The organism is Alteromonas alvinellae (assembly GCF_902705805.1).
In genome coordinates, this window is record NZ_CACSIH010000187.1 from 1 (window position 1) to 25798 (window position 25798).

The window sequence follows — 25798 nt, forward strand, 5'->3', positions numbered from 1 at the left end:
GAGGCGGTGACGCCTCACCCTACTCGATGTGTGAAAGAGACCATTGTTGTTTGAATGTTTTAAGTTGTTAATGTAGTGTAAAAATTAAGGTTCGATCAGTTTCATTGGTATTTAAAGTCAATGTGTTGAAGATCATTAAAGCACGAGAGAAGGACCTTATCTTTTATTCTTTAGGGAACATTTGCGATGACCAACCAAAACACGTTTACTGCTAAGCGCACGCTAATTGCACTGTCACTCGCCGGGCTACTAACCGCATGTGGTGATAACGACAACGACTTTTCCAATGTAGAGCGTCCAGCGCCGCCCACGTCCACAAACCCAGAACCTACGACTACGCCTATTCCTGCTTTTTCACCGGACGGTAGTTTGTCTGCTGACGTAACATGGACAACCTACGGCGTACCGCACGTAAAAGCCGAAAATTTAGAAAGTATGGCATATGGGGTAGGTTATGCCTTTGCGAGAGATAACCTTTGCGTACTGGCAGATCAAATTGTTAAGTACAACTCTGAACGAGCAAAGTTTTTTGGCCCAGACCAAGTGCCTGGTAGCGGCGACTCTGAACACCTCATCAATGACTTTGGCTTTTTAACATTAGGTATCAGAGAGCTTGCAGAAGAGAATTTGCCCCGCTTGTCTGCAAATTCTCGCGCAATGTTTCAGGGCTATACGGCGGGTTATAACAGATATTTAAATGAAACGCCTCTAGAAGACCAAGATCAAAGCTGTGCGGGGCAGCCTTGGGTCACAGAAATTGATAGCGTCGACCTTTTAACATATTCGTTGGGCGTAGCACTTTTACCCGGTGCGGCTAATTTCTTAGGCCCTATGTTTATTGCTGCGCCACAAGGCGAGAGTTATCTTCCCACACCGGCGTCGTCGTCAAGTGAAGTTGCCTCTTCAATTAAGATCTCGCCAGCAGTGGGGCTGCCTGACAGAAATCCTCAAGAGATGGGGTCTAATGGATGGGGGTTAGGTAGTGATAAAACAACTAATGGGAAGGGGATGGTTTTAGGTAACCCACACTTCCCCCATACAGGTAACCTACGTTTTTGGAACTTTCATGCCCAAGTACCCGGACACTTGAATGTAACAGGTGGCTCGTTGATGGGATTGCCTGGTGCAGTAAATATCGGATTTAACGAAAACGTTGCGTGGACACACACCTTCTCGACGGCTGAACATTTTGTTGTGTATCAGCTGACCCTCGACGAAAATGATGAATCTGGCCTTACCCATATGGTTGATGGCAACAGACGCACCATCTATGAAAAGCCACTTCAAATTGATGTCGCTGTGGGTGGAGGGCAAACCATTAAGCTAAATAAGACTGCGTATTACACCAACTACGGTCCAATGATTGAAGTGCCTGGTAACTTTGATTGGAATGGTAATAATGCCTTTGCCATAAAAGACGCAAACCTGCCTAACTTCGATATTGTAGACCATTGGCTAGCCATGAATATGGCCACGTCAATGGACGAATTCAAGCAGGCATTTAAAGACTATGATGGCGTAATCTTCAATAACACCATGGCTGCTTCGGCTGATGGCCAAGTATTTTATATTGACGACTCTACCGTACCGAACTTAACTGAAACGGCAATTGAGCAACTAACAACGAACCCGTTACTTATACAAACCAAAGCTGCTGCAGGTTTTACTGTATTACCCGGTAACATTTCACAGTTTGATTTTGATGGCCCGGTTCCTTATGAAGAGGCACCTAAGTATGAGGGCACAGATTCGGTTCAGAATTCAAACAATAGCTATTGGCTGACGAATTTAGACGCTCCTATTGTTGTCAGTAACCCACTATTTGGAAATGTAGAGCATCCACAGTCATTACGCTCACGCATGGGACAGCAGTTTATTGAAAATGAAGCTGGGAGTGATGGTACTTTCACACCTGAGGAAGTTGAGGGGCTATTACTTAACAATCGAAGCTACCTGGCAGAAAATGTATTGCCATCACTGCTAGAGCTATGCGCAGAACAGGGTGATACGCCAGTAGATGTAGATGGAGCAAGCGTCGATGTATCGCAAGCCTGTGCGGCATTAGAGGACTGGGACGGTACAATGAACCTTACAAGTACTGGCGCACACGTTTTCAGAGAATTTGCCTTTCAGTTTAACCAAGCGCCGCAGTGGGAAGTACCATTTTCTCTTGATGCGCCTGTAACTACGCCTTCAGGTTTAGTTCAAAACGATACTACTCTTGAACAACTGGCACGAGCTACACAGGTTATTGAGCAAGCCGGGGTAGCATTTGATGCCCCGCTAGGTGAAGTGCAATTTGTTGAACGTAGCTTACCTGATGGCTCTGCCTCAGGTGTTAAGCTACCGTGGGCTGGTGCACATAATATTGAAGGTGGCTTTAACGTATTTGATGTTAGTAGCAGTAGAAATGGAACCCAGTTGCCCAGACACAGCTACCAAACAATAAACAATAATACGGCAATGAGTGCTGAAGCTCAGGGCTACCATATTAACTATGGCACAAGCTGGGCGATGGTTATCAACTTCACCGATGAAGGGCCAAAAGGCCGAGGTATATTGACTTACTCACAGTCTCGTAAGTTCGGCAGTGAGCATTTCTTAGATCAAACGCAACTTTACTCTACGCAACCTACACTGCGGGATATCTATTTCACCGATGAAGAGATTGAAGCAAACAAGATAGAGCAGGTTAACCTATCGTCAGACTAAGTTGAGACTGGTATTATAATGTGATTACATCAGCGGTTTTGCCTTGTATTAGGTAAGGCTGCTCTTTACGTTGTGGGTAAACAACGTTGCTTACCCGTTTATTTTACTAGGAGTAAAGTTTGGAGTTTTTGTACGAATACGGTTTGTTTGTTGCCAAAGCAGTAACGTTAGTTGTCGCCTTCGTTGTTGTTGTATCAACTATTGTTGGTGTAGCGAGTAAGCAGAAACAGGGGAAAGGACAACTTGAAATCGTTTCTATATCTGAGCAGTTGAAGGACATTACCAATTACGCGAAAGAAGTCCTGTTAGATAAAAACGCGTTAAAAAAGTTAGCTAAAGAACAGAAAAAAGAGGCAAAAGCGAAGAGCAAAGCTAAAAACAAAGCGAAAGATCAGGGTGATGAGACTGAAAAGTCTCGCTTATATGTTATCGACTTTAAAGGGTCTATGGATGCCAATGAAGTCGAGCACTTGCGTGAAGAGATCACTGCAATCTTATGTGTCGCAAATAAAGAAGACGAAGTTTTGGTTCGCCTTGAAAGTGGCGGTGGTGTGGTACACGGGTATGGGCTTGCTGCGTCGCAGTTACAGCGAATTAAAGAAAAGGGCCTCAAATTGACCATTGCAGTAGATAAGGTTGCGGCAAGCGGTGGCTATATGATGGCTTGTGTTGCTGACAAACTGCTCGCTTCTCAATTCGCCTATATCGGTAGCATAGGTGTTCTCGCTCAGTTGCCTAACTTTAACAAACTTCTGAAGAAAAACGATATTGAGTTTGAACAACATACGGCAGGGGAGTTTAAACGCACACTAACGGTCTTTGGCGAAAATAACGATGAAGGCCGCGCGAAATTTAAAGAAGAAATTGAAGAAATTCATGTGTTGTTCAAAGACTTTGTACAAAGTCAGCGCCCCGATATGGATATCGACAAAGTTGCTACAGGTGAGTACTGGCCAGGAGTTAAAGCTAAGGTGCTGGGCCTGATTGACGACATTACGACGTCTGATGATTATATTCTCTCTCACTATCCAGCCCGCGAAATATTTAGTGTTAAGTATGCGGTGAAGAAAAACGTGGCAGAGAAGTTGGGTATGTCGGCGGCGAATGTAGTTGAGCGTGTATTTATGAAAAGCATGAACAAAGCTCGTCATTGGTTTTAATACCTACAGGCCATCTATGCATATTACAATGTGGCAACTAACATCGTTAATGGGCACAGATGGCCGTTTAACTTCTAACCGACAAAAGATAATAAAAAGAATATGGCACGGCATACTAAAAACGATATATTAGATGCGGCGGAATACTTATTTTCTCAAAGTGGATTTACCCAAACATCGATGCGGGAAATTACTGCAAGAGCAGAAGTGAATCTGGCGTCGGTAAACTATCACTTCGGCAGTAAGAAAAATTTAATTCAAGCCGTGTTTAAGCGATACTTTGATGAGCTAATGCCGCAGGTAAAAGGTTGCCTAGACGCTCTCCCGCCCATTGAAGGAGCCAAGGGCGTCGAGCAGCTTTTATATTCTCTAATTCCACCCATGTTAAACCTTAACGCGATTTCAGAGCAGGGGACTGCCACCTTTGTTAAGTTGCTTGGTCGAGGATATAACGAAACTCAGGGTCACTTGCGCAAGTTTTTGATGCATGATTACGGTGACTGTATACGTGCCCTTGTTGACGCTATTAGACGCTGTTTACCTGAACTTCCTGAGGAAGAACTGTTCTGGAGACTGCATTTTGCTATGGGAAGTTTTGTCTTTTCAATGGCATCGAGCCAGGCATTAACGGAAATTGCTGAGTCTGATTTTCACAAGCACGTAGATATTAAGGAAGTCATCCAGCACCTTGTTCCATTTGTTGCGCAGGGACTTGCTGGAAAATAAGTCAACTAAATTGTCGATGTCAAGACAATACGCTAGCCTCCAGAGCGGCGACTAGGCATCGTGTGAAATGCTTTTTAAATTAGCGTGGTAATGTCGCGCCAGGCACTTCGGCGTTTAGCTTTTCTGCCCAAAAATCCTTAACCGAGAAACCCGATTTTTTAGAAGCAGACGCTTTCTTCTTGGCTGGTTTGGCCGCGAGTTTAGTTTCGCTTTTCTCTTTTTTCATTTCTGTTCCTTCAGACGAATGTGACGCTAGCGCCTCTGTCATTTCCTGAAGTTGCGCTAGACGCATATTTTTGCCGCCGTCTACGCTGTACCATCCACTTTTACTTTCAATAGACGGGGCTTTACCGTTAGCTTTTTCATATGCTTTAGTGAAGGCCGCGATAACTGCATCTTTGTCTAAGTTTGCCATGCTTTTTTGCTCTTTATTTTGTTAAGATGACGAACGTTTTTGACTTGTATCACCAATAAGTAACGGCAGATTGGTTAGTGCACAATTTGCTCCCCATAAAATGAAGAAAAAGAAGGTACTGCTTTGAGCAATCCACTTTTTTTCGTTTTCTCGCAATAAGCGCCAGACGACTTATGGGTGTTATACGAAACGTTCGCGTATTTTATAGCGTTTTTTTAACAATTTGTCTAACTTTCAACCGGAGGACTTGTGTCTATTACCCGCTCAGAGCTACAAAAATATCTTGATGGATTGTTAAGGGTTAGCGAAATCAGTGATTATTGCCCTAATGGTTTACAGGTAGAGGGCACAAGCAAAATAGAAAAAATTGTTACAGGGGTTACAGCATCTCAGGCTTTAGTAGACGCTGCGATAGAAGCTAACGCCGATGCGCTTATTGTGCATCATGGCTATTTTTGGAAAGGGGAGTCGCAGACTGTGACTGGCATGAAAAAGCGTCGTCTTTCAGCTTTACTTGCTAATGATCTAAATCTGTTTGCTTACCATCTTCCTTTAGATGTTCATCCAGAATTTGGCAACAATCGTCAGCTTGCATCGATTCTAGATATTCAAAATATAAGTGCTGTCAGTAGCGTTAAACCTGTAGGTGTTGTTATGCAAGGTAATCTAGAGGAAGCGACTGAAGGTGTTGCGCTACAGGCTAAAATGAAGCAATTGTTAGGGCGGGATGTGCTGATTGAAGGGCCAGCGTCAAAACTCATTTCAAGTCTTGCTTGGTGTACAGGTGGTGGACAAGGCTTTATTGAGCAAGCAGTTGATCTCGGTGTCGATGCATTTATTACCGGCGAAGTCTCTGAACAAACTGTTCATACAGCAAGGGAAATGGGCATTACCTTTTTTGCTGCTGGTCACCATGCGACAGAACGCTATGGTGTGAAATCTTTAGGGGAATATATCGCGCAGCAATTCGACGTGCATGTTGAATTTATTGATATTAATAACCCAGCTTAACAACGACAGTGGTATATGAACAAAGACCGTATTTTCGATGGTATTGCTGAAAAGTTTTCTAATAACATCTATGGCACGACGAAGGGGCAGCTCAGGCACACCTTGTTATGCGATGTCCTTGAACCTTATTTGACAAAGCCGGTCCGCGTAATCGAAATAGGTGGAGGCACGGGGGTCATGACTGCGCACATAGCTTCAAAAGGACATTCTGTGGTGCTAACTGACGCGTCTAAGGATGTTCTGAAGCAAGCTGAGGTGCTTCTAGCAGATGCGCCCACTATTACAATCAGGCATCAATATTTGCAACAGATTGAAGATTTGAACAGTTTTGATTTGGTGATTTGTCATGCGGTATTGGAATGGCTAGATGCGCCTTTCGATGCTATCGACTTTATGTATAAAAGCATGAAACCCGGCGCCCGTTTAAGCCTGAGCTTCTTCAACCAAGATGCGAATTTGTTTGCTAATGCAATTTACGGCAATTTCGATTACATCGAAAAAGGGATGAAAGCAAAAAAGCAAGTGAGACTAAATCCGAAGCAACCCTTAAGTGCAATGCGTGTGGTTGAACATTGTGAGTCATTGGGCTTTAAGGTTATCGAGAAAGCAGGCATTCGCTGTTTCCATGATTACATGCGCGACATAACCCATCAAAGTAGTAAGTTTGATGACTTACTAGCGTTGGAGCGCCAGTATCACAAGCGAGCACCATACCTTTGGCTTGGAAAGTACTTTCAACTGATTTTAGAAAAAGAAACCGATTAGCGTAGACCAGCATAAATGCACTTTGTTTTATCCGTTATCATGGCAATTTAGAGCGTATTCGCCCCTGTGATGATGTTGTTGAGCGTAGTGGCGGCAATTTCTTGAAGCGCTTCGAGTGTAAAGAACCCTTGGTGTCCCGTTATTAAAACATTAGGGAAGGTTGTTAGGCGCTGAAAAATATCATCCTGAATAATTTCCTGAGAATGGTCATGAAAGAAAAGGTCGGACTCTCTTTCATAAACATCTAGCCCTAAATACCCAATTTTCTTCGACTTAAGCCCTTTGATGATAGCGTTATCATCGACAAGCCCGCCTCGAGACGTATTAATAAGCATTACGCCTTGGGGCATTTTATCAATGCTCTCTGCGTTAATTATATGATGACTCTTTTCGTTTAGCGGGCAGTGTAGGGTGACAATGACGCTCTTTTCGAGCAGTTCGTTAAGCGTCACATAATGCGCTCCACTTGCAGTCACATCATTATCAGGCTGCGGATCGAAGCAGAGCACACGACACCCGAACCCCAAGAGTATGCGAATAACCGCTTGTCCAATTTTTCCTGTGCCAATTACCCCTACGGTTTTACCGTGAAGCGTGAAGCCCATTAACCCGCCAAGATCAAAATTTCCCTCGCGAACACGATTATAAGCTTTGTGTGTTTTACGGTTTAACGTGAGAATGAGAGCGAGAGTGTGCTCTGCTACCGTTTCAGGGCTATAGGCGGGAACACGGCTTACCTTGATACCGGCTTTTTTTGCTGCCTTCACATCAACATTATTAAAGCCTGCGCACCGAAGTGCAATATGTTTAACCCCGCAGCGCTTCAGTGCGTTTATAGTGGCGGCATTGATGTCATCATTTACAAATACAACAACATCACTGTATCCATTGCAGCTAGCGGCAGTTGACGCATTGAGAGGATGTTCAAAAAACACAACCTTTATAGGTTTGTCATTGTCAACGCTCACTGTTTCCAGTAGCTCGGAATAAAGAGCCCTTTCATAAGGACGGGTACTAAAAAAGGCGATATGTTTTTGCTGTTGGTCGCTTTGGTTTGCGTGTACTTTTTCATGTTTAAGCATTTTCATTTTAGTACCCAATTTTTTCACGTTGACCGCTAAAATTTACCACGTCCATTTCCCAACAGCATAGATGTAGATCAATAAATCAAGCAGAGCGCACAATGCGTTCACTGAGCGCTTTTATTGCTGTTTCTCAGTTTGATTTTGATATTCCGGCCAACGAATTATTACTTTGGGAGTAGCTTTACAATATCTTTTTCAATGGCTTCTGGTTTTACTGTTGGGGCATAGCGTTTAAGCACCTTACCCTGGTCAGTCACTAAGAACTTTGTGAAATTCCACTTTATACGCTTAGTACCAAGAAGGCCTGGAGCTGCGTGCTTTAACTCCTCAAACAGCGGATTGGCATCTGGACCATTGACATTCGTTTTCTTAAATAGAGGGAACGAAACACCAAAATTGAGGCTACAAAACTGAGCGATATCCTCGTCGCTACCCGGTTCTTGATGGCCGAATTGATCACAAGGGAATCCTAGAATCTCAAAGCCTTTATCGCGAAATTTTTTGTACAGTGTCTCTAGCCCTTCGTATTGTGGAGTAAAGCCGCATTTGCTTGCCGTATTAACGATAAGCAATACCTTTCCTTTATATTGTTCTAGAGTAGTCTGTTCACCATTGTTTAACGTAATTGGGTGTTCATAGAGTGCCAAAATTATTTTCCTATATTTTTGTTGTCGTTAAGTCTGTTACTCTTAGGTAATCCAAACATCTTTGTTTCGTATCTAGAGTATATTTTGTATGAGTAATTTAAAAGTGAGTTTTTTGGGCTTGGGTGTGATGGGCTTCCCCATGGCCGGGCACTTAAGCAAAGCCGGATATGCAGTCACTGTTTATAATCGAACTTCCCAAAAAGCACAGCAATGGCTATCGATTTATGACACAGATGGCGCTACCGTCAGCGCAAGCGACAGCGTTGATAAGGCGTGTGAAAACGCTGACATTGTTTTTATGTGTGTGGGTAACGATTACGATGTGAGAGATGTTGGCACTCAAGCATTAGCTGTAATGAAAGCTGGCAGTGTGTTAGTTGATCATACTACCGCGTCTGCTGATATCGCCAGAGAGCTATATGAAACTTGCAAGAATAAACAGATTGGCTTTTTAGATGCCCCTGTTTCAGGAGGTCAGGCAGGGGCAGAGAATGGCCAGTTAACCATTATGATAGGTGGCGATGAAGCGGTATATAGCACTGTAGAGCCAGTAATGGCGCATTACGCTCGACATAGCCAGTTACTCGGTAAAAGCGGCAGCGGACAATTAGCGAAAATGATGAATCAGATTTGTATTGCCGGTATCGTACAGGGCTTGGCCGAAGCGCTGCATTTTGGTCAACGTGCTGGACTTGATTGCAATGCGGTAGTTGACGTTATCAGTAAGGGGGCAGCGCAATCGTGGCAAATGGAAAACAGAGCCAATACGATGTTAAACAATAGCTTTGATTTTGGTTTTGCGGTCGATTGGATGCGTAAAGATTTGAACATCGCACTTGATGAAGCCCGAAAAAATGGCTCGACTTTAGCGTTAACTGCACTGGTCGACCAATACTATGCGGACGTTCAAAAACTGGGTGGCGGTCGTTGGGATACCTCAAGCTTGCTCACTCGCTTAAAGTAGACACGTTTGTGCAAAAATAGCTTCGCCAAGAGCAAGCAGTTTAGAGATGCTAAAGTGCTTGTTCTTGCGCGGATAAGGTGAGCTGCGCTAAACGCGCCTTGTTTGTGTCGTTTAACGGTAAGCTGGTTATTTTGTCGAGTAGGTGTTTGATACTAAACTTACGGTAAACGCCTGCGTCTGCTTCAATCATGCATTGGAGCAGGTTTAATCCAAAAGCTGCGGTTTCAGGTGAAAGCTGGAATGCATCATAGAAATGCTTCATAGCCTTAGTAAATAAGCCTTCGATGAAAAGCTGAGTGCCTGTCTCATTGATAGAAACAGCCTGCTCATGATTTAAGCCTAATCGTTCTCCGCCTGTAAAAATAAGGGCATCATTCATCACTTGCTCGGATATCGCTTGCAGTTCGGCATTCTTCTGTTTAGCCATTAATAACAGTTCACCCGCTTTACGCTCATCGCCAAGTCCATGGTGTACTTTTGCAGCGATAACCAGAATCGAGGGCTCGGTGCGAAGGTAATTATCAATGTGTTCGCCCTCAAGCAGATGCTCAGCTTTTTCAAGCTCTCCATCTAACACGGCTGAAAACGCCAATAGGTAGTCTCGCTTTTGTAGTGTTTGTGGGTCGCCCTGACTTCTACCTGCAATACCTACTAGCTTTCTTGCTTGGGATAAACTTTCTTTTCTATTGGTTTCAGGCGACTCCTCTGCCAGAAACAAGTAGAACTCAGCCAATTCAAAGGTAAAGTCATTGAAGCTGTCTTTAGCACTGCGATGCATAGCTCGTTTTTTTTGCAGAAGATCGATAGCCTCAACGACCTTGTCTTGCTTTTGATAAGCGATTGTTTTTAGCTTGGCTGCGGGTAGGCTTAATTCACTAAACTTAATTTCATTTAAGTATTTTTCTACCTGGTCGTAAGAATCTTGCTCAAAAGATATAGAAGCAAGCCATTCAAATGCTTTATCACGCGCTAAGCTAGAGTTTACCATCTGACTTAAGTGACGCTTGCAATGCGGCCATTGGCCAGAGGCATATTGACACTTAACTTTACCCCATTGCGCCCAGAGTACTTTATCTGACCGAGTTAACACATCTTCATAAATGCTAAGGGCTCTTTGAAGGTCACCACTCTCGTATAGAAGCCGAGCATAAAGCTTGCGAATATCTGCAACTAGGCGAGGAGGAATACCCTCTGAAATTTTCGCCCTTATTACGCCAATAGCACGCTCTAACTGCTTATTGTCTAGGGAATGCAAAACGTTTTTGACAAAATCACGGTAGCTTAAATAGTGATTAATTTGGCGAGTTAAAGAGGCGATAGTGTACGGTTTGATGAGCAAAACGTCAGGTTGAAGATCCATGATCCGACCGATTATTTGCGGTGAGCGGTCTGAAGTAAGAAATATGATGCCCGTACTTGGCCTAATAAAGCCCGCTTCTCTTAAATTTTGCACCCACTCGACGCCAGTCTTGCCTTGACCAAGGTGATAATCCATTAACAGCAGCTCAAAATTTTGCTTTTTTAGTGCCGCTTTAAGCTCCACTCCCGAAGCGAAGCTGCTGACAGATAAATTAGCGATAGACATTAAGTGTCCTCGAAGCGCAGTTCGAGCAGTGGCATTGTCTTCTACTATGGCTATTCTGAATTCCACGGCGACCAATAAGGGTTAACTTGCGTTAGTGTAGCTTATCAGCGGCAGCATAAAAGTGCATTATTAAATAGGATAACTTTTATCAGTTATTTCTCGCATTAAAGGCCAAAAGTACCATCTCGTCACAAAATATTTACGCTAGTATTCACTAATTTTAAATAAATATTTACCTTTACGTTTACGTAAGGGGTAGGTGTTGGTTATTGTTATTAAAAAGCAACGTAATTGAAGGTATGTGTAATGAACTTTGAATTAACCGATGACCAGCTCGCCTTTGAAGATACTGCCCGACAGTTCGCCCAACAGGAACTAGCGCCCAATGCAGCGATGTGGGACAGAGAACACTATTTCCCTGTAGAGGCGATAAAAAGAGCGGGAGAATTAGGCTTTTGTGGGTTGTATGCGCCAGAGAGTGCCGGTGGCCTTGGGCTGTCAAGGCTCGATTCTTCAATTATCTTTGAGCAGCTGTCAATGGGATGTACCACAACCACCGCCATGCTAACCATTCATAATATGGCCACGTGGATGATTGCTACTTGGGGTAGCGATGATGTAAAAAACACATGGTGTGAACAGCTGGTGGCAGGCGATAAGTTAGCATCTTATTGTTTAACGGAACCTGGCGCGGGTTCAGATGCTGCATCGCTAAAAACAAAAGCGATGAAAGTTGACGGCGGATACGTACTAAACGGATCAAAAGTATTTATATCAGGTGCGGGAAGCACTGATGTTTTAGTCGTTATGGCCCGTACTGGTGAAGATGGTCCTAAAGGTGTTTCAGCGTTTGCAGTACCTGCTAATGCAGAAGGCATCGAATACGGTAAAGCAGAAGAAAAAATGGGTTGGAATGCCCAGCCCACTCGCATGATCACGTTTGATAACGTTAAATTAGATGCAAGCTGGTTACTCGGTGAAGAAGGGCAAGGCTTTAAAATGGCTATGCAGGGGCTTGATGGCGGTCGAATTAATATTGCAACCTGCTCGGTCGGTACTGCACAGCAGGCGCTTAATGTTGCGCGAGACTACATGAATGAGCGTGAGCAGTTTGGTAAACCGATTGCAGGTTTCCAGGCTTTGCAGTTCAAGCTAGCCGATATGGCGACAGAACTTGTTGCGGCAAGACAAATGGTACGTATGGCAGCTTGTAAACTGGATAATAACGATCCTGACAAAACGACTTACTGCGCTATGGCGAAAAGGTTTGCTACCGATGTGGGCTTTAACGTTTGTAACGACGCTCTTCAGCTTCACGGGGGCTATGGTTACATAAAAGAGTATCCGCTAGAGCGCCATTTCAGAGATGTTCGCGTACATCAAATTTTGGAAGGTACCAATGAAATTATGCGCGTTATTATCGGCAGACGTTTGTTGTCAGACGAGAGAAGTGTACTGTAGTACATACCGGAAATAACATCATCAGACATGATTTTTAGGACTGTAAAAAAGGAGTGGAAATGACAGACGTGGAACCAGTGGTCATTGTTGAAGAGCTAGAAACGTCCAGCGATGACTATACAATAGGCCGTTTGACGCTTAATAAGCCTAAAGCGCTAAACGCTTTAGATCTTGAAATGGCTGGCATTATGCTAGACGCGCTTCAGCAATGGCAGTCTCGCAACGATATTGTGGCTGTGGTGATTGATGCAGCGGGCGAAAAAGCCTTTTGTGCGGGTGGTGACATTGTTTCTATGTACAAATCGATGGTGGAAGCTAACGGGCAAATACCACAATTTTTAGAAACATTTTTTAAAACCGAGTACACGTTAGATTACACCATTCATAACTACAGTAAGCCTATTGTTGTTTGGGGTAGCGGCATTGTGATGGGCGGTGGAATGGGGCTTCTTTGCGGCGCAAGTCACCGCGTAGTGACCGAAACTTCGCGGTTAGCTATGCCCGAAATCACAATAGGTTTATATCCCGACGTAGGGGGCAGCTATTTTCTGCCTCGCTTACCAGGAAAATCTGGCTTGTTTCTTGGCTTAACAGGTGGGCAGATGAACGGTACCGATGCCCGTTACGTTGGGCTCGCTGATGCGTTAGTCGCGAGTTCAGAGAAAAGTAATTTGTTAAATTCTCTGCTCGAATATCCATGGAATGAAACTGATAGCGAAAGCTTAGCAGGGTCTGTAACGACAATTATCGATAGCTTGAAAAAGCCAGATTTGTCACCTAGCAGCAATGTAGAACCAAACATGCCACTTATCAATAGCCTATGCGCCGCAGATAGTGTGAGTGAAGTAGTAAATGCGATCCTGCGTGCCGACATGAAAGAAGACAAATGGCTTTCACGCGCTCAGAGTACCCTAGCTAAAGGGTCTCCTATAACTATGCATTTAGTGTATGAACAATGTCAAAAAGGAGCAGAAATGACCCTGGCAGATTGCTTTCGAATGGAAGCAAATATGTCTTGTCGCTGCGGTGAGAGCGGAGAGTTTCAAGAGGGTGTACGAGCTTTGTTAATTGACAAAGATATGTCGCCTAAATGGAAGTACAAAACGGTTGAGGATGTGCCTGAAGACGTGATCGAACACTTCTTTAGTTCTCCTTGGTCTGCACAAAGCCACCCGTTAGCAGCGTTGTAAAAGCTTCACTTTTTAAAGAGCGTAGTAAAATGATAGTTGCAGGCAGTTCCGTAATCGAAAGCCTGCCCAGCGCAACTAATTAGCACAAGTACGCTGTGTGTCTTAAGCCTACTTGTGCTCTATTATTGCCGTTAAGGCATCGATTTTGATATCCTGTATATCAAATTCTTAACAGAAAAGACGTTATCATGTGGCATTGCCCACTTTGTAAATCATCAATCTCGTTAAACTCTACGCCTATACGCTGTAACAATAATCACAGCTTCGATATTGCAAAATCTGGCTACGTTAACTTGTTACCTGTTCAGTTCAAAAAGTCTAAACTTCCCGGTGACGATAAAGACATGGTGAAAGCCAGACGAGAGTTTCATCAATTAAACGCCTACAAACCATTGAAAGACAAAATGCATTTGCTGGTGGAACACTTCCTCACTAAAACTGGTACTGCGAATAATGTTGCAGGTAACGCTACCAAACAAACTGTTTCTGTTTACGACGCGGGTTGTGGTGAAGGAAGCTATTTAGATGCCATGACTCAAGGGCTTTCACGTAATGGCTTTTCAGTAAAAGGTGCCGGCAGCGACATAGCTAAAATTGCTGTTGATTTGGCTGCTAAAGCGTTTAGGTACGCTCAGTTTGTTGTGGCAAGCAGCTTTGAATTACCTCTTCAGAGCGAGACGCAAAACGTAGTAATGCAAGTATTTGCGCCGGGCAGTAATGAAGAGTATGTAAGAGTTTTGAAAGAACAAGGGATACTTATTACGGTTGACCCTGCGCCGAATCATTTATTTGAATTAAAGCAGCAGGTTTACGACAATGCGAGGCACCATCAAATTAGTGATGCCCCCCGGGAAGGCTTTACTCGCATTCACAATGAATGCTTTTCATTTCCGATTAAGTTTGCTGACGCTGACCACGCTCTCGCGCTAATAAAGATGACGCCTTTTTACTGGAAGCTCCCACAAGGCAAGATAGATACTATCGTCGCATCGCTAGATAGCGTAACCGCAGACTTTCATATCCAACTATGGAAAAAAGATACAAATAAAAAAGTGTTAAAAGGTCAAAGTAAGGGAGAGCAGGCAAGGAAAGACGATGGTCGATAACAAACAAAAAGCGTTGTTTTTAGACCGAGATGGCGTAATTAATGTTGACCACGGCTATGTAGGTAGCTATGAAGATTTTGAATTTGTGGAGGGTATCTTTGATATTATTCATACATTCCAAAATAATGGTTTTTTACCGGTTATTGTTACTAACCAAAGTGGAATAGCGCGTGGATATTACAGCGAAAAAGAATTTCATGGTTTAATGGAGCAGGTCCAGAAAGAATTTTCCGCCCGCAATATTGTAAACATTCCTGTATATTTCTGCCCACATCACGAGCAAGGTAGTGTTTCCGAATATGCTATAGCCTGCAAATGCAGAAAACCATTACCTGGCATGTTAAACCAGGCCGCAAGAGACCTAAATATAGACTTAGCCAACAGTGTGTTAATTGGCGACAGTTGGCGGGACATCGAAGCTGCGAATGCCGCTGGGTTAACGAAGAGCTATTTTTTGTCAGATAATCGCATTACTGCTGAACAGCTGACTACTATTAGCTCATCTCACCGTGTATCTCAGGTCAAGAGGCTGTCTGAAATATTAGTGAGTGGTTACGTGTAACCCTCTAAGCGGTTGTTACCTAAGGGAATACGGGAAATAGATAGCAGCGATAGCATTGGCTATCACTGCATTAGAGAAAAACTAGTTCTGGGTGGAAAAGCGAGACAAGTGCTTTATAGCCTGGCTCAGCAAGTCGATATTTAACGACTCTTTACTCCGTTTCCCTGTGGCTAAATCACTTATTTCATAGCTACCGTTACTCAGAACGTCAGTGCGTTTATTTTCGTGGAATACCACAATACGCTCGCCCGACGTGCTAACTAACCAAGGTCGTGCTGGTGCCAATAAGTTTTGTCCGGTTGAATAGAATGTAGACGGTGCATTACAGCCTAATGCGTTTAAAATCGTAGGTGCCAAATCTTCAGTACTAGCCAGCTTAGTTTGGATATTCAGTGTGCTGTACAACACCCCTTTACCGTCTTCGCTACCAAACCCAGTCGCGATAATAACGTCGTGTTTTCTATCTAGTGTATTTTCCACGTAGCTTTTTATGTCTGCGCCTTTCATAAAAGCAATGTGCAGCCCTTCATGATTGTTACTAAGGGGCTGTAAATAGCCAGACAATTGCGGAAGCGGCAACGCTACATCGCTATGAATAGATACAGGCATACCCGACCCCAGTGGAAGGGCAAGCAGCACTGGGCGTTTTTTAGACAATGCATCCTGATAAATCTCTGGCACACCAAACAAGGTTGAAATCATCAGTCCTTCAGTACTACTAGCCGTGGAATAGTAGTTAGGAACTTGAATGAGAGCTTTACCTTTTATGGTGCTCAAATCGATGGCGCTGTCACCGTCAACTTGCACAATTACGGTTAGGTTTTTATCTGTCTCTATTGAGCAATAAACCGGCTCAGCAGGGTAAGTAATATTGTGGATGTCGGTATTAAACTGTAGTTGCTTTCGCTCTTCATAAGCCGCTAAGTCAAGCAAGCCATAACGTGACATTGTAGTCTTAGCGGTAGCAGGGTAAGAAAGCGGAAACATGTTGTCCTGCTTAATGATAGGTTGATACAGCTTGGCATCAGCCCACACATGAATAGCGTGACTTGTTACGAAACAACTTACAAAAAATGTAGTGACAGGAATGCCTACTTTATGACGAGTGAAGCGTTCAACACGTTTCCAGATTGCATTGGCTAAGACCAGCTGGAAGCCAAGCCAAACGATAAACAGAAGAAATAAAAATGCCCACTGTTGCCAGCTTTCTATCGCCATTGTTGACTGAGCTTCACTGCGCAGTAAATCCGCGGCGTGAAAGCTAATATGGAAGCCTGTACGGTTAAATAGCAACGCATCGAAAGCCAAGAGCGCTAGCCCCACAGCTGCAATAATAGACGCGCTGACCTTTATGACTCTGGGGTTATTAACCAAGTAACAAAGAGGGAGTATAAAAATAACAAAGCCAAAAAAGGTCATAAAACCAATATGACCAAACCAGTTGGCGAGAAGATACAAGGTGCCGACACCTGTGCCAGGCATAGGTGATGAGAAAACAAAAATCGAGGCAATAACTATGGCGATGATTATGTTCGCCAAGGCAAACCAATGCCCCCAATTTACCAGTTTAGTAACACGCTGGCGACGAGGTGATTCGGCAAGTATCATGCAATCCCTTAGCTATTTTTAACGCTTTTTTTCAATACATCGGCAAACTGGGTTGCCATGGCTTCGCGATTTTCAGGGGCTACCTGCGTATTTAAAATGTGCGTAATGACATTTCCTAACACCATAAGTGAAAGATCACGGTTTGCACCGCCTTCTTCAAGGGTTAGAATAACGTTATTCATTAGCGTTTCGAATTCGTCGTTGCTATAGCGGCTCTGTTGGGGCATTGCTACGCCTCTTTTTTATGATTTCTTTGATAAAAAGAATGGTTTTACACGTAAAATGATTATAATCGTTGTTTGAGTGAGTACAATCATTCATTCTAAAATCCCGCAATTCTTTGGATATTTCTGACACTTTTTAAGCAACAGGACACCCGATACTCTATGAGTGCACTGATTCATCACTTTGTTGTACATCGTTTGATTGTAAACAAAGAAGAGAAAATTGAAGCAATTCCACGTGACAACTGCTTAGCTGTTACTCCGGAAATCGAGCTTCTTGCCCATCAAATAAATCACAGTTTCAATGCTAAACCTGGAAAAGGGGTTGGCCACTTTGTGACGGAAGTTACCCGTGAAGCAAAAGTAGAAAACGAAGAAGGCGAAGCGACTACGCAAAAAAGCACCGAGAACGTAGCAGAGTTCGCGGAAGGCCTAAAGCAATACATGGATATTCAAAAAGCGGCGGGTGATAACGTTGAAGATGCATTCCATGCGTTTTCGGTATCAGCGACCAATCGCTTAGTTCGCACTTTGGCAGAAACAGGTACGGTTGAAACCGGTTTTCTTATTTTCTGCCAATATGAGTATTTAGCCACACAGTATTTGATGATTGCATTGTTAAATACCCGTTCGCACGTTGAAGTGACAAACTCTTTAGATCTTTCCGCGCGTGAACACTTGGATTTAGCGAAAATGCAGCTAGCTGTGCGGTTCGATTTAACGCAGTGGGATATTCAGCCAGAACAGCAGCGATACGTTAGTTTTATTAAAGGTAGAATGGGACGTAAGGTATCAGACTTCTTTATGCAGTTTGTAGGCTGCGAAGAGCTGGTTGATGTTAAACAGCAAAATAAACAATTGATTTCTACGGTGGATGCCTACCTAGCCAGTGAGTCACTAGACCCGCAAGAGCAGCACCAGCATAGAGAAGAAGTTAAATCGTACTTTAAAGAAAAGATTGATGCGGGCGAGAGTTTATCGGTAGATGAACTGGCTAACCGACTTCCACAAAATGAAGAAACTAGCAGTAACTTTTCTGCGTTCACGCAGTCTATGGAAGTACCGCTTGAAAAAGAAATTCAACCAGACCCTTCAGCGCTGAAACAACTTGCTAAATTTACCGGTCAGGGTGGTGGTATATCGCTTAGCTTCGAACGTAAATTAATGGGCGATCGAGTATTTTACGACCCAGCTACGGATACGCTAACAATCCGTGGAATTCCACCTAATTTAAGAGATCAGCTTAATCGCCAATCTTCAATGGACTAGTCGCTGCGAAGCAAAGATAAAAAACGTATACTAGTTAGTAGAATATAAACTCGATTCAAGGGTGTTATGCAATTATTTGTAAATGATTTGACAGTGATGGACTTCTCTTACCTTTGCCCAAAACGCGGCATGGTAGGGGAAAGCTGGATTGTCGATGTGATTTTGGACGGTGAGCTCAACGAAGAGAGCATGGTTCAAGACTTTGGTCACGTGAAAAAGAACTTAAAGCGACTAATCGACGAATATGTTGACCACAAGTTGCTTGTACCTGCTGAATACAGCGGTTCAGAGGTTATTCACGACGACGATTCTGAACAGGTAGAAGCGCGCTTCACCTGCATTGATGGGCGTAGCATCATGCTACATTGCCCCGCTGAAGCTTATGCATTTGTTTATTCTGATGAGATAAACATGGAATCTGTTGGCGTTTACTTAAAAGAAGTATTGGCGACTCATCTTCCAGAAAACGTTGAAAACATTACGCTGCATTTACGTGAGGAAGTTATTAATTCTCCGTTTTATCACTATACCCACGGGCTTAAAAAGCACGACGGAAATTGTCAGCGTATAGCGCACGGTCACCGTTCGCGGATAGATATTATCCTTGACGGCAAAGTGTGTGTTGAAAGTCAGCAGTATTGGGCTGATCGTTGGGCCGACATCTATATAGCCACCCGTGAAGACGAAATAGCGTACAGCGACAGAAAGCTTAAAGGTCAAGTTCCAAATGAAGCGGATTACTACTGTTTTGCTTACGAGTCCTCACAGGGCTATTTTGAACTATTAATTTCTAAGTCAGATTGTGAAGTCATCGAAACCGACTCAACAGTCGAGTGTTTGGCGCAGTATCTTCTTGAAGAGCAGAAGAAACGCACACCTAATGGCGTTTGCCAAGTTATCGCTTATGAGGGCGTAGGTAAAGGCGCCACAGTAAAGGGTTAACATTCGACTACTGCTCGTTATAGGGAAAGGAAACAACTATGGCATTCACGCTTGCAAAAAACGCATTGCATAGCTCAGCATCTCTTGTAATAAGTTGTGTAGTGGCAATTAGCACAGTTGCCTCTATGTCATTTGCTTATGCAGATGTAGAGTTAAACGGCCAAAATGAAGTGTTATCTAGTCAAGAGCCAGTAAACGTTGTGTTGAACGGTAAGTTTACGCAAGGTGCCTTACTGCGCGGGCAAGCTCCCGCTGGGGCCAAAGTAACGCTTAATGGCGAAACCGTTCAAACCAATAAAGACGGAAAATTTGTGGTTGGCTTTGAACGGGAAGCGCCGCTTCAGCAAACGTTGGCTGTAGAGTTAGACAACGGCCAAAAGTGGCAGCGAGACATTACTCTTGAAAAACGCGAATACAACATTCAGCGAATTGACGGGCTAGAGCAAAAAATGGTTACGCCGCCTGCAGAAGTGACGGCGCGTATTAAGCAGGACAATATCAACGTAGCTAACGCGCGAAGTGGTAATACTGATTTAGATGCATTATTCACCCGGTTTGAATGGCCTGCGAAAGGCGTTATTTCCGGTGTTTACGGTAGTCAGCGCATTCTAAATGGCGTGCCGAAATGGCCGCATTATGGTTTGGACATTGCCAATGAAACAGGCACGCCTGTGTATGCCCCAGTTGATGGTGTGGTAACAATGGCTGATGACCTTTACTATTCGGGTAACACGCTGATTTTAGATCACGGCATGCGCGTGTTTTCAACGTTTCTTCATATGGATACTATAACGGTAGAAGTGGGTGAAACCGTTAAGCAAGGCGAGCAGATTGGTACAATAGGTTCAACAGGGCGCTCTACAGGTCCGCATCTGGATTGGCGTATTAATTTGGGCAAAACTCGTTTAGACCCACAGACTATTATTTCGGGGTCGCCCGAACAGTAATACTAGTCCGCATAGGTCATTAATTTGATTACGCTTAAACAACCATATGGCAAAAGGCGCTTTCAGGTAAAACCTCAAAGCGCCTATTTAGTTTTTCGTACGGAGCGATGTTATTTCCCCAGCCACTGATTAAGCTTTTCTTCATCAGTGATTTCAAAATAAGCCATTTCTTTTCTTGCCTCAGTAACCTCAAGAGGCAGCGTTAGAAGTCGCCCGTCACGAACAAGGGTTAATTCTACCTTTGGCGTTTGAGCATTATCTAATAGGCGTTGAAGTTTCTGGGCATTGACGATATGACCGTCTAATCCAATGATGACATCGTTTAAAAGAATACCTGCCTTCATAGCGGCAAGGCCTTCAAATACCTGCATTACCGTAAGCCCAAAAGTGGCTGGTTTTAATGTGGCCCCAAGCTGATTTTTAATAACAGGCAGCGTGGAAACACCACCTTTATCTTCGCTAGATACGCGAGCACGAATAGCGTAATTCACGCCCATCTCAGATACCAATGTCGCTAATTCCACATCGTCTGTGCCATACACCACGCGGTTCAAGTATTCTGAAACGTCGATGTCGAAGTGGGTTTTGCATAAAGATTGGATCACGTCATCCGGCGTACCTTTTTCCTCTACGCCATAGTGTTTCCACAATAACTGCATCAAGGTATCTAAATTAACTTTGTTGTTTGACTGTTTGCGAAGGAGTAAATCTAATCCAAGGGCTATAATGCCTCCCTTGGTGTAATAACTGACAATATTGTTAGTAGCGCTAGCGTCTTGCTTATAAAACTTTGTCCATGCGTCGAAGCTACTTTCTGCTGCACTTTGTTTAAAGCGACCAGCGTTTTGCAAAAGTCGACTGACATTTTGCGCAACAATATCGAGGTATTTCTGTGGTTCAATAACGCCGGCTCTAGCAAGTGTGACGTCATCATAGAAACTGGTAAAGCCTTCATAAATCCACAGCTGATTCGTGTACGTTTCCTGAGATAAGTCTGGTTTCACCATTACGCTAGGTTTAATGCGCTTAACATGCCATGTGTGGAAAAATTCATGGCTGCACAGACTTAAGAATGTGACGTAGCTGTCGGTTTTTTTCTCACTTTCACCAACTTGAGGAAGGTCGAAGCGAGGGTAAAGAAGGGCAGTAGAATACTTATGCTCTAAACCGCCGAACCCATTGTCGGCAAGTAGCGTCATAAACAGGTAGTTATTAATAGGTTGTGGAGCACCAAACAAATCTAGGTGGTGCTTGCAAATTGGCGTTAAGTCATTTGCTATGCGCTCATAATCAATACTGTTGTTACCTGAGAAAAGTAACGTAAACGTAATGCCGTCAACCTCAAAGCTGTGAGTGTCTGCAATGCCCACATAAATTGGATGATCAATGAGCTCATCGTAATTTTTTTCAACGAAGTGCCACCGAGACGGGCTTGTGCTTTCACAACGAGAAGGCATTGACGTATAAGCCTTCCAATTCGAGGTTACAGAATCGCTGTCGTTAAGCTCAATGTCCACCTCACACGGCACATTCTCGAAGCCGGAAACGTTTAGAAACGCACTGGTTCCATTTATAAACGCATATTGGTCGTTCATAAAAGCAGAGCGAATAGATAAGTCGTTGGCATAAACCGAGTAAACGACCGTACATGGTTTTCCATCTGTGTCTACACGCCAAGTTTGTTTATCGAGCTTAGTTACCGAAAGGCTATAAACGCTACTATCGCCAACATTTTCAGTAATATGACCTTCAGAAGTGGTTGCAGTTAGCTCGATAATGCTTTTTGCAAAATCGCGCACCATGTAGCTTCCCGGGATCCAGCTTGGAAGGCTAAGCTCAATTGATGAGCCAGAATGCTCAGGTATTTGCAGCGCGACAGTAAATTGATGGGCACGCCAATTGGAAATAGTTAACGTATAGCGAAGAGCTGAGGTCATAAACGTCCGAAATGATAAGCAAAACTATCCCTCAACTATATCAACCTATTGAATTAATCCCAATAGATTGCCTGCTACTAAGAGGCAATTTTTACGTTTATTGAATATGGTTTTCAATCGTAGTATTGATAAGTTTTTGTTTGATGCGTACATTGAGTTAAATGACATTAAATCCAGCAATAACAAATACAAATGGCTGAAAAAATACAAAGCAACGTACTTAGCGAAGATAATTTGGAATCACTGCGCACGCTAGTACCTGGCGATACGGTAGATTTACAAATTGCTATGCCTGCAGCGCCCAAGCGAGTGAAAACCGATTACATCGGCATGCTTATTGATGAATGTTTGCTTTTTCATATTCCGACTTCCGCAAAATGGATAACGGTAAGGGATGCTCTCACTGTCGGAAACGAGGTTGTAGTTCGCTCTGTACTTGAAGGTGATACTGGGCAAGTTATTGCGTTTAAAGTAAAAGTACTCAAATTGCTTTCTAAGCCGTCTGGCTTACTTATTACAACGTTTCCTAAACGTATAGAAAGTATCGGCTTGCGTGCTGTAAAACGCGCCCAATTGGGCATTTCTGTAACCCTCGAAGCCGATGTCTATCCAGATGACGAGAATGTTACTGGTATTATCATCGACCTCAGCGAAAAAGGTTGCAAAGTTGCACTCCAGATCAAACCAAATTGGCCGGTAATGATCGATGAAGCTGAAGTTAAGCTAAACTATTCGCTGGACGGTAAAGAAGTAGCGCTTTCTGCAAAAGTCAAAAATCACAAACTTGATAATGATGTAGTTTATTATGGGCTCGCCTTTACCTGTGAAGAAAAATGGATAAAAAAGCTGTTGTCCCGACACACATTGTTAACATAGGAAAACAATAGTTGGGTGCTCTTTAGATAATAATCAAAATAAAAGGCTAAGGGGATCTACATGAGAAGTATTGAGCGACTTTTAATGCAGTACGGTGAAAGCCACCAAAACAAGACTAACGTTATCATTCATGCTATTGCCGTACCTAGCATCTATTTCGTAACAGTAGGCTTACTGTGGAGCTTGCCGGTACCTGATGTGATAGCGCAGTTCGATATAACGTGGGCGCACATCATAGCGGTTCCCGTATTGTATTATTATTTTATGTTGTCTGGCCCGATAGGGGCAGCAATGACCCTCTTAACGATTTTGTGTTTTGGCGCAGTAAATACGTTAGCGTATTTTAATATATCAGTTTGGTTATTTTCTCTCGTCTTGTTTGTCGTTATGTGGGGGCTACAGTTTATTGGCCATCATATCGAGGGTAAAAAGCCTTCGTTTTTTGACGATTTGCGCTTCTTGCTGGTTGGCCCAGCCTGGTGGTGGGTGCACTGGCTGAAAAGAATGAATATCAGTTACTGAGCTTAATCAGCGAATTAACATAGCCAAAACATGTCTAATTTCAAGATTTTGCCCTGCGACAAGAAGCATAAGGGGCACGACCAAGACGCTTGGGTCGCGGCAAGGCTTGCGTATAATCTTCTTATAAGTTTTTAAATTGGTAATATTGTGAGTCGCTTTCAGCGTGTAATAGAAAGTAATGAACGTTTATTTTGGACATTGCACAGTGCAGGCTGGGCAGGGTTCGCAATAATTTATTACATCGGTTCTTTTCTTCATGATGTAAGACCTATTTGGGTTTTTATCATCATGCTTAATGCCTATGCAGGCTGGTTGCTAACCATTCCGCTTCGCTACATCTATCGATGGGCAAGAAAGCAATCACCGCTCAACATGATCATTATAGTGATTGTGTCGTCCTACTTAATTGCTTTGCTATGGGCAGTGGTAAAAAACATCAACTACTGGGAAATCTACAAGCACGGATATCGCCCAGATGAATGGTATATGTATTTTACCAACACTATTAACTCGTTAATCATGGTAGGTTGTTGGAGTGGTGTGTACTTTGGCATCAAAAACTTCCAGATGCTTCAAAAAGAAAAGCAGAACGCATTAAAAGCGAGCACCATGGCGCACCAAGCGCATATTAAGATGCTGCGCTATCAGCTCAATCCACATTTTCTCTTCAATACACTGAATGCTATTTCAACCCTTATTCTACTGAAAGAGAATGATACAGCAGAAGCCATGGTGTCGCGCTTAAGTGACTTTCTTCGTTACTCATTAGACAACGACCCGATAAAGCGAGTGCCTCTGGGGCAGGAAATAAAAGCATTGCGACTCTATTTAGAGATAGAAAAAGTGCGGTTTGACGATCGCCTAGAAGTGCTATGGGACATTGATGAAGGCTGTGAAAGTGCGTTAGTGCCAAGCATGATTCTGCAGCCCATTATTGAAAACTCTATAAAGCACGCCATATCTAAAATGGAAAACGGTGGTCGCATTTCGATAACAGCACGTACGTTTGGCAATGATCTACTCATGGATGTTGCGGACAACGGACCAGGCGCAGATATCAAAGACGGCACACTGAGCCGTGAAAATGGCGTCGGTTTAGCCAATATAAAAGAACGATTGCAATCCCTTTATCATCGTAATTTTGCATTCTCTATAGAACACAATCAGCCTTCTGGTGTGCGAGTTAGACTTCGCATTCCGTATGAAGTTAAGGACGTATAACATGACAAAGCAAGTGATAAAAACCATTGTAGTGGATGACGAACCTTTAGCGCGAAAAGGTCTTCGTGCCAGGCTAGAACGTCATGAAGATGTACAGGTGCTTGCCGAGTGTCAAAACGGCCTTGAAGCGGTAAGCAGCATTTCTCAGCACCGCCCAGATTTAGTGTTTTTAGATATTCAAATGCCTGGCTTGAATGGCTTTCAAGTAATTCACAAGTTGCGCGAACTGAAACAGCCCATCCCTATGATTGTTTTTGTAACAGCGTATGATAGTTACGCTATCAAGGCGTTCGACGTGCATGCGCTAGATTACCTGTTAAAGCCGGCAGACGACGAGCGTTTAGGTGCTGCGTTAAATAAAGTACGCGAATACTTCTCGACACAGCATCAGGACGAGCAGTCCCAAAAATTGGTAAGCCTTGTTGCTGAACTTACTGGCGATGATTGCGAAGAGATTTTACGCAAGCTAGCCAATGGGGAGCCGGTTGAAACCAATCCATACCCGGATGTATTGGCGATTAAAGATGGTTCAGAAGTTACGCGCGTAAACGTTCAAGACATTCAATGGATTGATGCTGCAGGTGATTATATGTGCGTTCACGCACTGGATGGCATGCATATAATGCGCAAAACCATGAAAGAACTTGAGCAAGAGCTAAACCCTCAATTTTTTGTTCGAGTGCACCGTTCAGCTATTGCTAATATCCGATTTGTTAAAAAGTTAGTCAGTCACATCAGTGGTGAGTACCACTTAATACTTCAAAACGATACAGAGCTTAAAGTAAGCCGCAGCCATCGAGATAAAGTAAAAGCGGCCATGAAGATGTAATGTCGCTTAAAGGGGCGATATGAAAGGCGTTGTT

Annotated in this window: 24 protein-coding genes; 17 read left to right on the plus strand and 7 right to left on the minus strand. The window is 43.5% G+C overall.

The window, feature by feature from the left end; all coding sequences use genetic code 11:
• The first annotated feature begins 186 nt into the window (after positions 1-186).
• From ACX5KA_RS13660 to ACX5KA_RS13670, 3 genes are all read left to right on the plus strand, one after another.
• Complete coding sequence (locus ACX5KA_RS13660) at positions 187-2712, plus strand: acylase (RefSeq protein WP_458731425.1); 2526 nt, start codon at positions 187-189, stop codon at positions 2710-2712.
• 119 nt (positions 2713-2831) lie between these two features.
• Positions 2832-3872 carry a protease SohB gene (gene sohB / locus ACX5KA_RS13665; protein WP_458731426.1) on the plus strand — a complete coding sequence of 347 codons (1041 nt, stop codon included), beginning with the start codon at positions 2832-2834 and terminating at the stop codon, positions 3870-3872.
• A 102-nt stretch (positions 3873-3974) separates the two neighbouring features.
• Entirely contained in the window at positions 3975-4598 is a 624-nt protein-coding gene (locus ACX5KA_RS13670; RefSeq protein ID WP_458731427.1) for a TetR/AcrR family transcriptional regulator, read from the plus strand.
• Positions 4599-4677: 79 nt separating this feature from the next.
• Here the strand turns inward: ACX5KA_RS13670 and ACX5KA_RS13675 are convergent, their stop codons facing one another.
• On the minus strand, positions 4678-5013 hold the full coding sequence (locus tag ACX5KA_RS13675) for a hypothetical protein (RefSeq protein WP_348670872.1): 336 nt from the start codon (positions 5011-5013) through the stop codon (positions 4678-4680).
• A 249-nt stretch (positions 5014-5262) separates the two neighbouring features.
• On the opposite strand from ACX5KA_RS13675, the gene ACX5KA_RS13680 reads away from it, so the two are divergent.
• A complete protein-coding gene (locus tag ACX5KA_RS13680; protein WP_458731428.1) occupies positions 5263-6024 on the plus strand; it encodes a Nif3-like dinuclear metal center hexameric protein in 762 nt (253 codons plus the stop codon).
• 15 nt (positions 6025-6039) lie between these two features.
• Positions 6040-6789, plus strand: a complete 750-nt coding sequence (locus ACX5KA_RS13685; RefSeq protein WP_039220359.1) for a methyltransferase — start codon at positions 6040-6042, stop codon at positions 6787-6789.
• A 47-nt stretch (positions 6790-6836) separates the two neighbouring features.
• Here the strand turns inward: ACX5KA_RS13685 and ACX5KA_RS13690 are convergent, their stop codons facing one another.
• On the minus strand, positions 6837-7871 hold the full coding sequence (locus ACX5KA_RS13690; protein ID WP_458731448.1) for a 2-hydroxyacid dehydrogenase: 1035 nt from the start codon (positions 7869-7871) through the stop codon (positions 6837-6839).
• 167 nt (positions 7872-8038) lie between these two features.
• Positions 8039-8521 carry a glutathione peroxidase gene (locus ACX5KA_RS13695; protein ID WP_039220358.1) on the minus strand — a complete coding sequence of 161 codons (483 nt, stop codon included), beginning with the start codon at positions 8519-8521 and terminating at the stop codon, positions 8039-8041.
• An 88-nt stretch (positions 8522-8609) separates the two neighbouring features.
• Between ACX5KA_RS13695 and ACX5KA_RS13700 the strand changes: the two genes are divergently transcribed.
• Positions 8610-9485 carry an NAD(P)-dependent oxidoreductase gene (locus ACX5KA_RS13700; protein WP_458731429.1) on the plus strand — a complete coding sequence of 292 codons (876 nt, stop codon included), beginning with the start codon at positions 8610-8612 and terminating at the stop codon, positions 9483-9485.
• A 49-nt stretch (positions 9486-9534) separates the two neighbouring features.
• On the opposite strand, the gene ACX5KA_RS13705 is transcribed toward ACX5KA_RS13700, so the two are convergent.
• Entirely contained in the window at positions 9535-11118 is a 1584-nt protein-coding gene (locus ACX5KA_RS13705) for a response regulator (RefSeq protein ID WP_458731449.1), read from the minus strand.
• 258 nt (positions 11119-11376) lie between these two features.
• On the opposite strand from ACX5KA_RS13705, the gene ACX5KA_RS13710 reads away from it, so the two are divergent.
• From ACX5KA_RS13710 to ACX5KA_RS13725, 4 genes are all read left to right on the plus strand, one after another.
• A complete protein-coding gene (locus tag ACX5KA_RS13710; RefSeq protein WP_348670878.1) occupies positions 11377-12531 on the plus strand; it encodes an acyl-CoA dehydrogenase family protein in 1155 nt (384 codons plus the stop codon).
• A 59-nt stretch (positions 12532-12590) separates the two neighbouring features.
• The gene (locus tag ACX5KA_RS13715) at positions 12591-13721 is read left to right on the plus strand and encodes an enoyl-CoA hydratase/isomerase family protein (RefSeq protein ID WP_458731430.1); all 1131 of its coding nucleotides are present in this window, start codon (positions 12591-12593) and stop codon (positions 13719-13721) included.
• Between the two features lie 188 nt (positions 13722-13909).
• Positions 13910-14827: a putative RNA methyltransferase gene (locus tag ACX5KA_RS13720; protein ID WP_458731431.1), complete on the plus strand. Its 918-nt coding sequence runs from the start codon at positions 13910-13912 to the stop codon at positions 14825-14827.
• Positions 14817-15389 carry a D-glycero-alpha-D-manno-heptose-1,7-bisphosphate 7-phosphatase gene (locus ACX5KA_RS13725; RefSeq protein WP_458731432.1) on the plus strand — a complete coding sequence of 191 codons (573 nt, stop codon included), beginning with the start codon at positions 14817-14819 and terminating at the stop codon, positions 15387-15389. Before ACX5KA_RS13720 ends, ACX5KA_RS13725 begins: the two co-directional genes overlap by 11 nt.
• Before the next feature lie 81 nt (positions 15390-15470).
• Here the strand turns inward: ACX5KA_RS13725 and ACX5KA_RS13730 are convergent, their stop codons facing one another.
• Both ACX5KA_RS13730 and ACX5KA_RS13735 read right to left on the minus strand, forming a co-directional pair.
• A complete protein-coding gene (locus ACX5KA_RS13730; RefSeq protein ID WP_458731433.1) occupies positions 15471-16997 on the minus strand; it encodes a DUF3413 domain-containing protein in 1527 nt (508 codons plus the stop codon).
• A gap of 8 nt (positions 16998-17005) precedes the next feature.
• Positions 17006-17224 carry a YejL family protein gene (locus ACX5KA_RS13735; protein ID WP_014949499.1) on the minus strand — a complete coding sequence of 73 codons (219 nt, stop codon included), beginning with the start codon at positions 17222-17224 and terminating at the stop codon, positions 17006-17008.
• A 159-nt stretch (positions 17225-17383) separates the two neighbouring features.
• Here ACX5KA_RS13735 and yejK point away from each other — a divergent pair, with 159 nt between their 5' ends.
• From yejK to ACX5KA_RS13750, 3 genes are all read left to right on the plus strand, one after another.
• A complete protein-coding gene (gene yejK / locus ACX5KA_RS13740; RefSeq protein ID WP_458731434.1) occupies positions 17384-18490 on the plus strand; it encodes a nucleoid-associated protein YejK in 1107 nt (368 codons plus the stop codon).
• 66 nt (positions 18491-18556) lie between these two features.
• Positions 18557-19432 (plus strand): 6-carboxytetrahydropterin synthase, encoded by an 876-nt coding sequence (locus ACX5KA_RS13745; RefSeq protein ID WP_458731435.1) that lies wholly within the window; start codon positions 18557-18559, stop codon positions 19430-19432.
• Positions 19433-19470: 38 nt separating this feature from the next.
• Positions 19471-20379: a M23 family metallopeptidase gene (locus tag ACX5KA_RS13750; protein WP_458731436.1), complete on the plus strand. Its 909-nt coding sequence runs from the start codon at positions 19471-19473 to the stop codon at positions 20377-20379.
• A gap of 110 nt (positions 20380-20489) precedes the next feature.
• On the opposite strand, the gene ACX5KA_RS13755 is transcribed toward ACX5KA_RS13750, so the two are convergent.
• Positions 20490-22316, minus strand: coding sequence for a M61 family metallopeptidase (locus ACX5KA_RS13755; RefSeq protein WP_458731437.1), 1827 nt, complete (start codon positions 22314-22316; stop codon positions 20490-20492).
• Positions 22317-22508: 192 nt separating this feature from the next.
• Between ACX5KA_RS13755 and ACX5KA_RS13760 the strand changes: the two genes are divergently transcribed.
• From ACX5KA_RS13760 to ACX5KA_RS13775, 4 genes are all read left to right on the plus strand, one after another.
• Positions 22509-23192: a PilZ domain-containing protein gene (locus ACX5KA_RS13760; RefSeq protein WP_039220318.1), complete on the plus strand. Its 684-nt coding sequence runs from the start codon at positions 22509-22511 to the stop codon at positions 23190-23192.
• Positions 23193-23252: 60 nt separating this feature from the next.
• On the plus strand, positions 23253-23714 hold the full coding sequence (locus ACX5KA_RS13765) for an Mpo1 family 2-hydroxy fatty acid dioxygenase (protein WP_039220312.1): 462 nt from the start codon (positions 23253-23255) through the stop codon (positions 23712-23714).
• Positions 23715-23861: 147 nt separating this feature from the next.
• Positions 23862-24935, plus strand: a complete 1074-nt coding sequence (locus ACX5KA_RS13770) for a sensor histidine kinase (RefSeq protein ID WP_039220310.1) — start codon at positions 23862-23864, stop codon at positions 24933-24935.
• A gap of 1 nt (position 24936) precedes the next feature.
• Positions 24937-25764 (plus strand): LytR/AlgR family response regulator transcription factor, encoded by an 828-nt coding sequence (locus tag ACX5KA_RS13775; RefSeq protein WP_039220307.1) that lies wholly within the window; start codon positions 24937-24939, stop codon positions 25762-25764.
• Positions 25765-25798 lie beyond the last annotated feature (34 nt).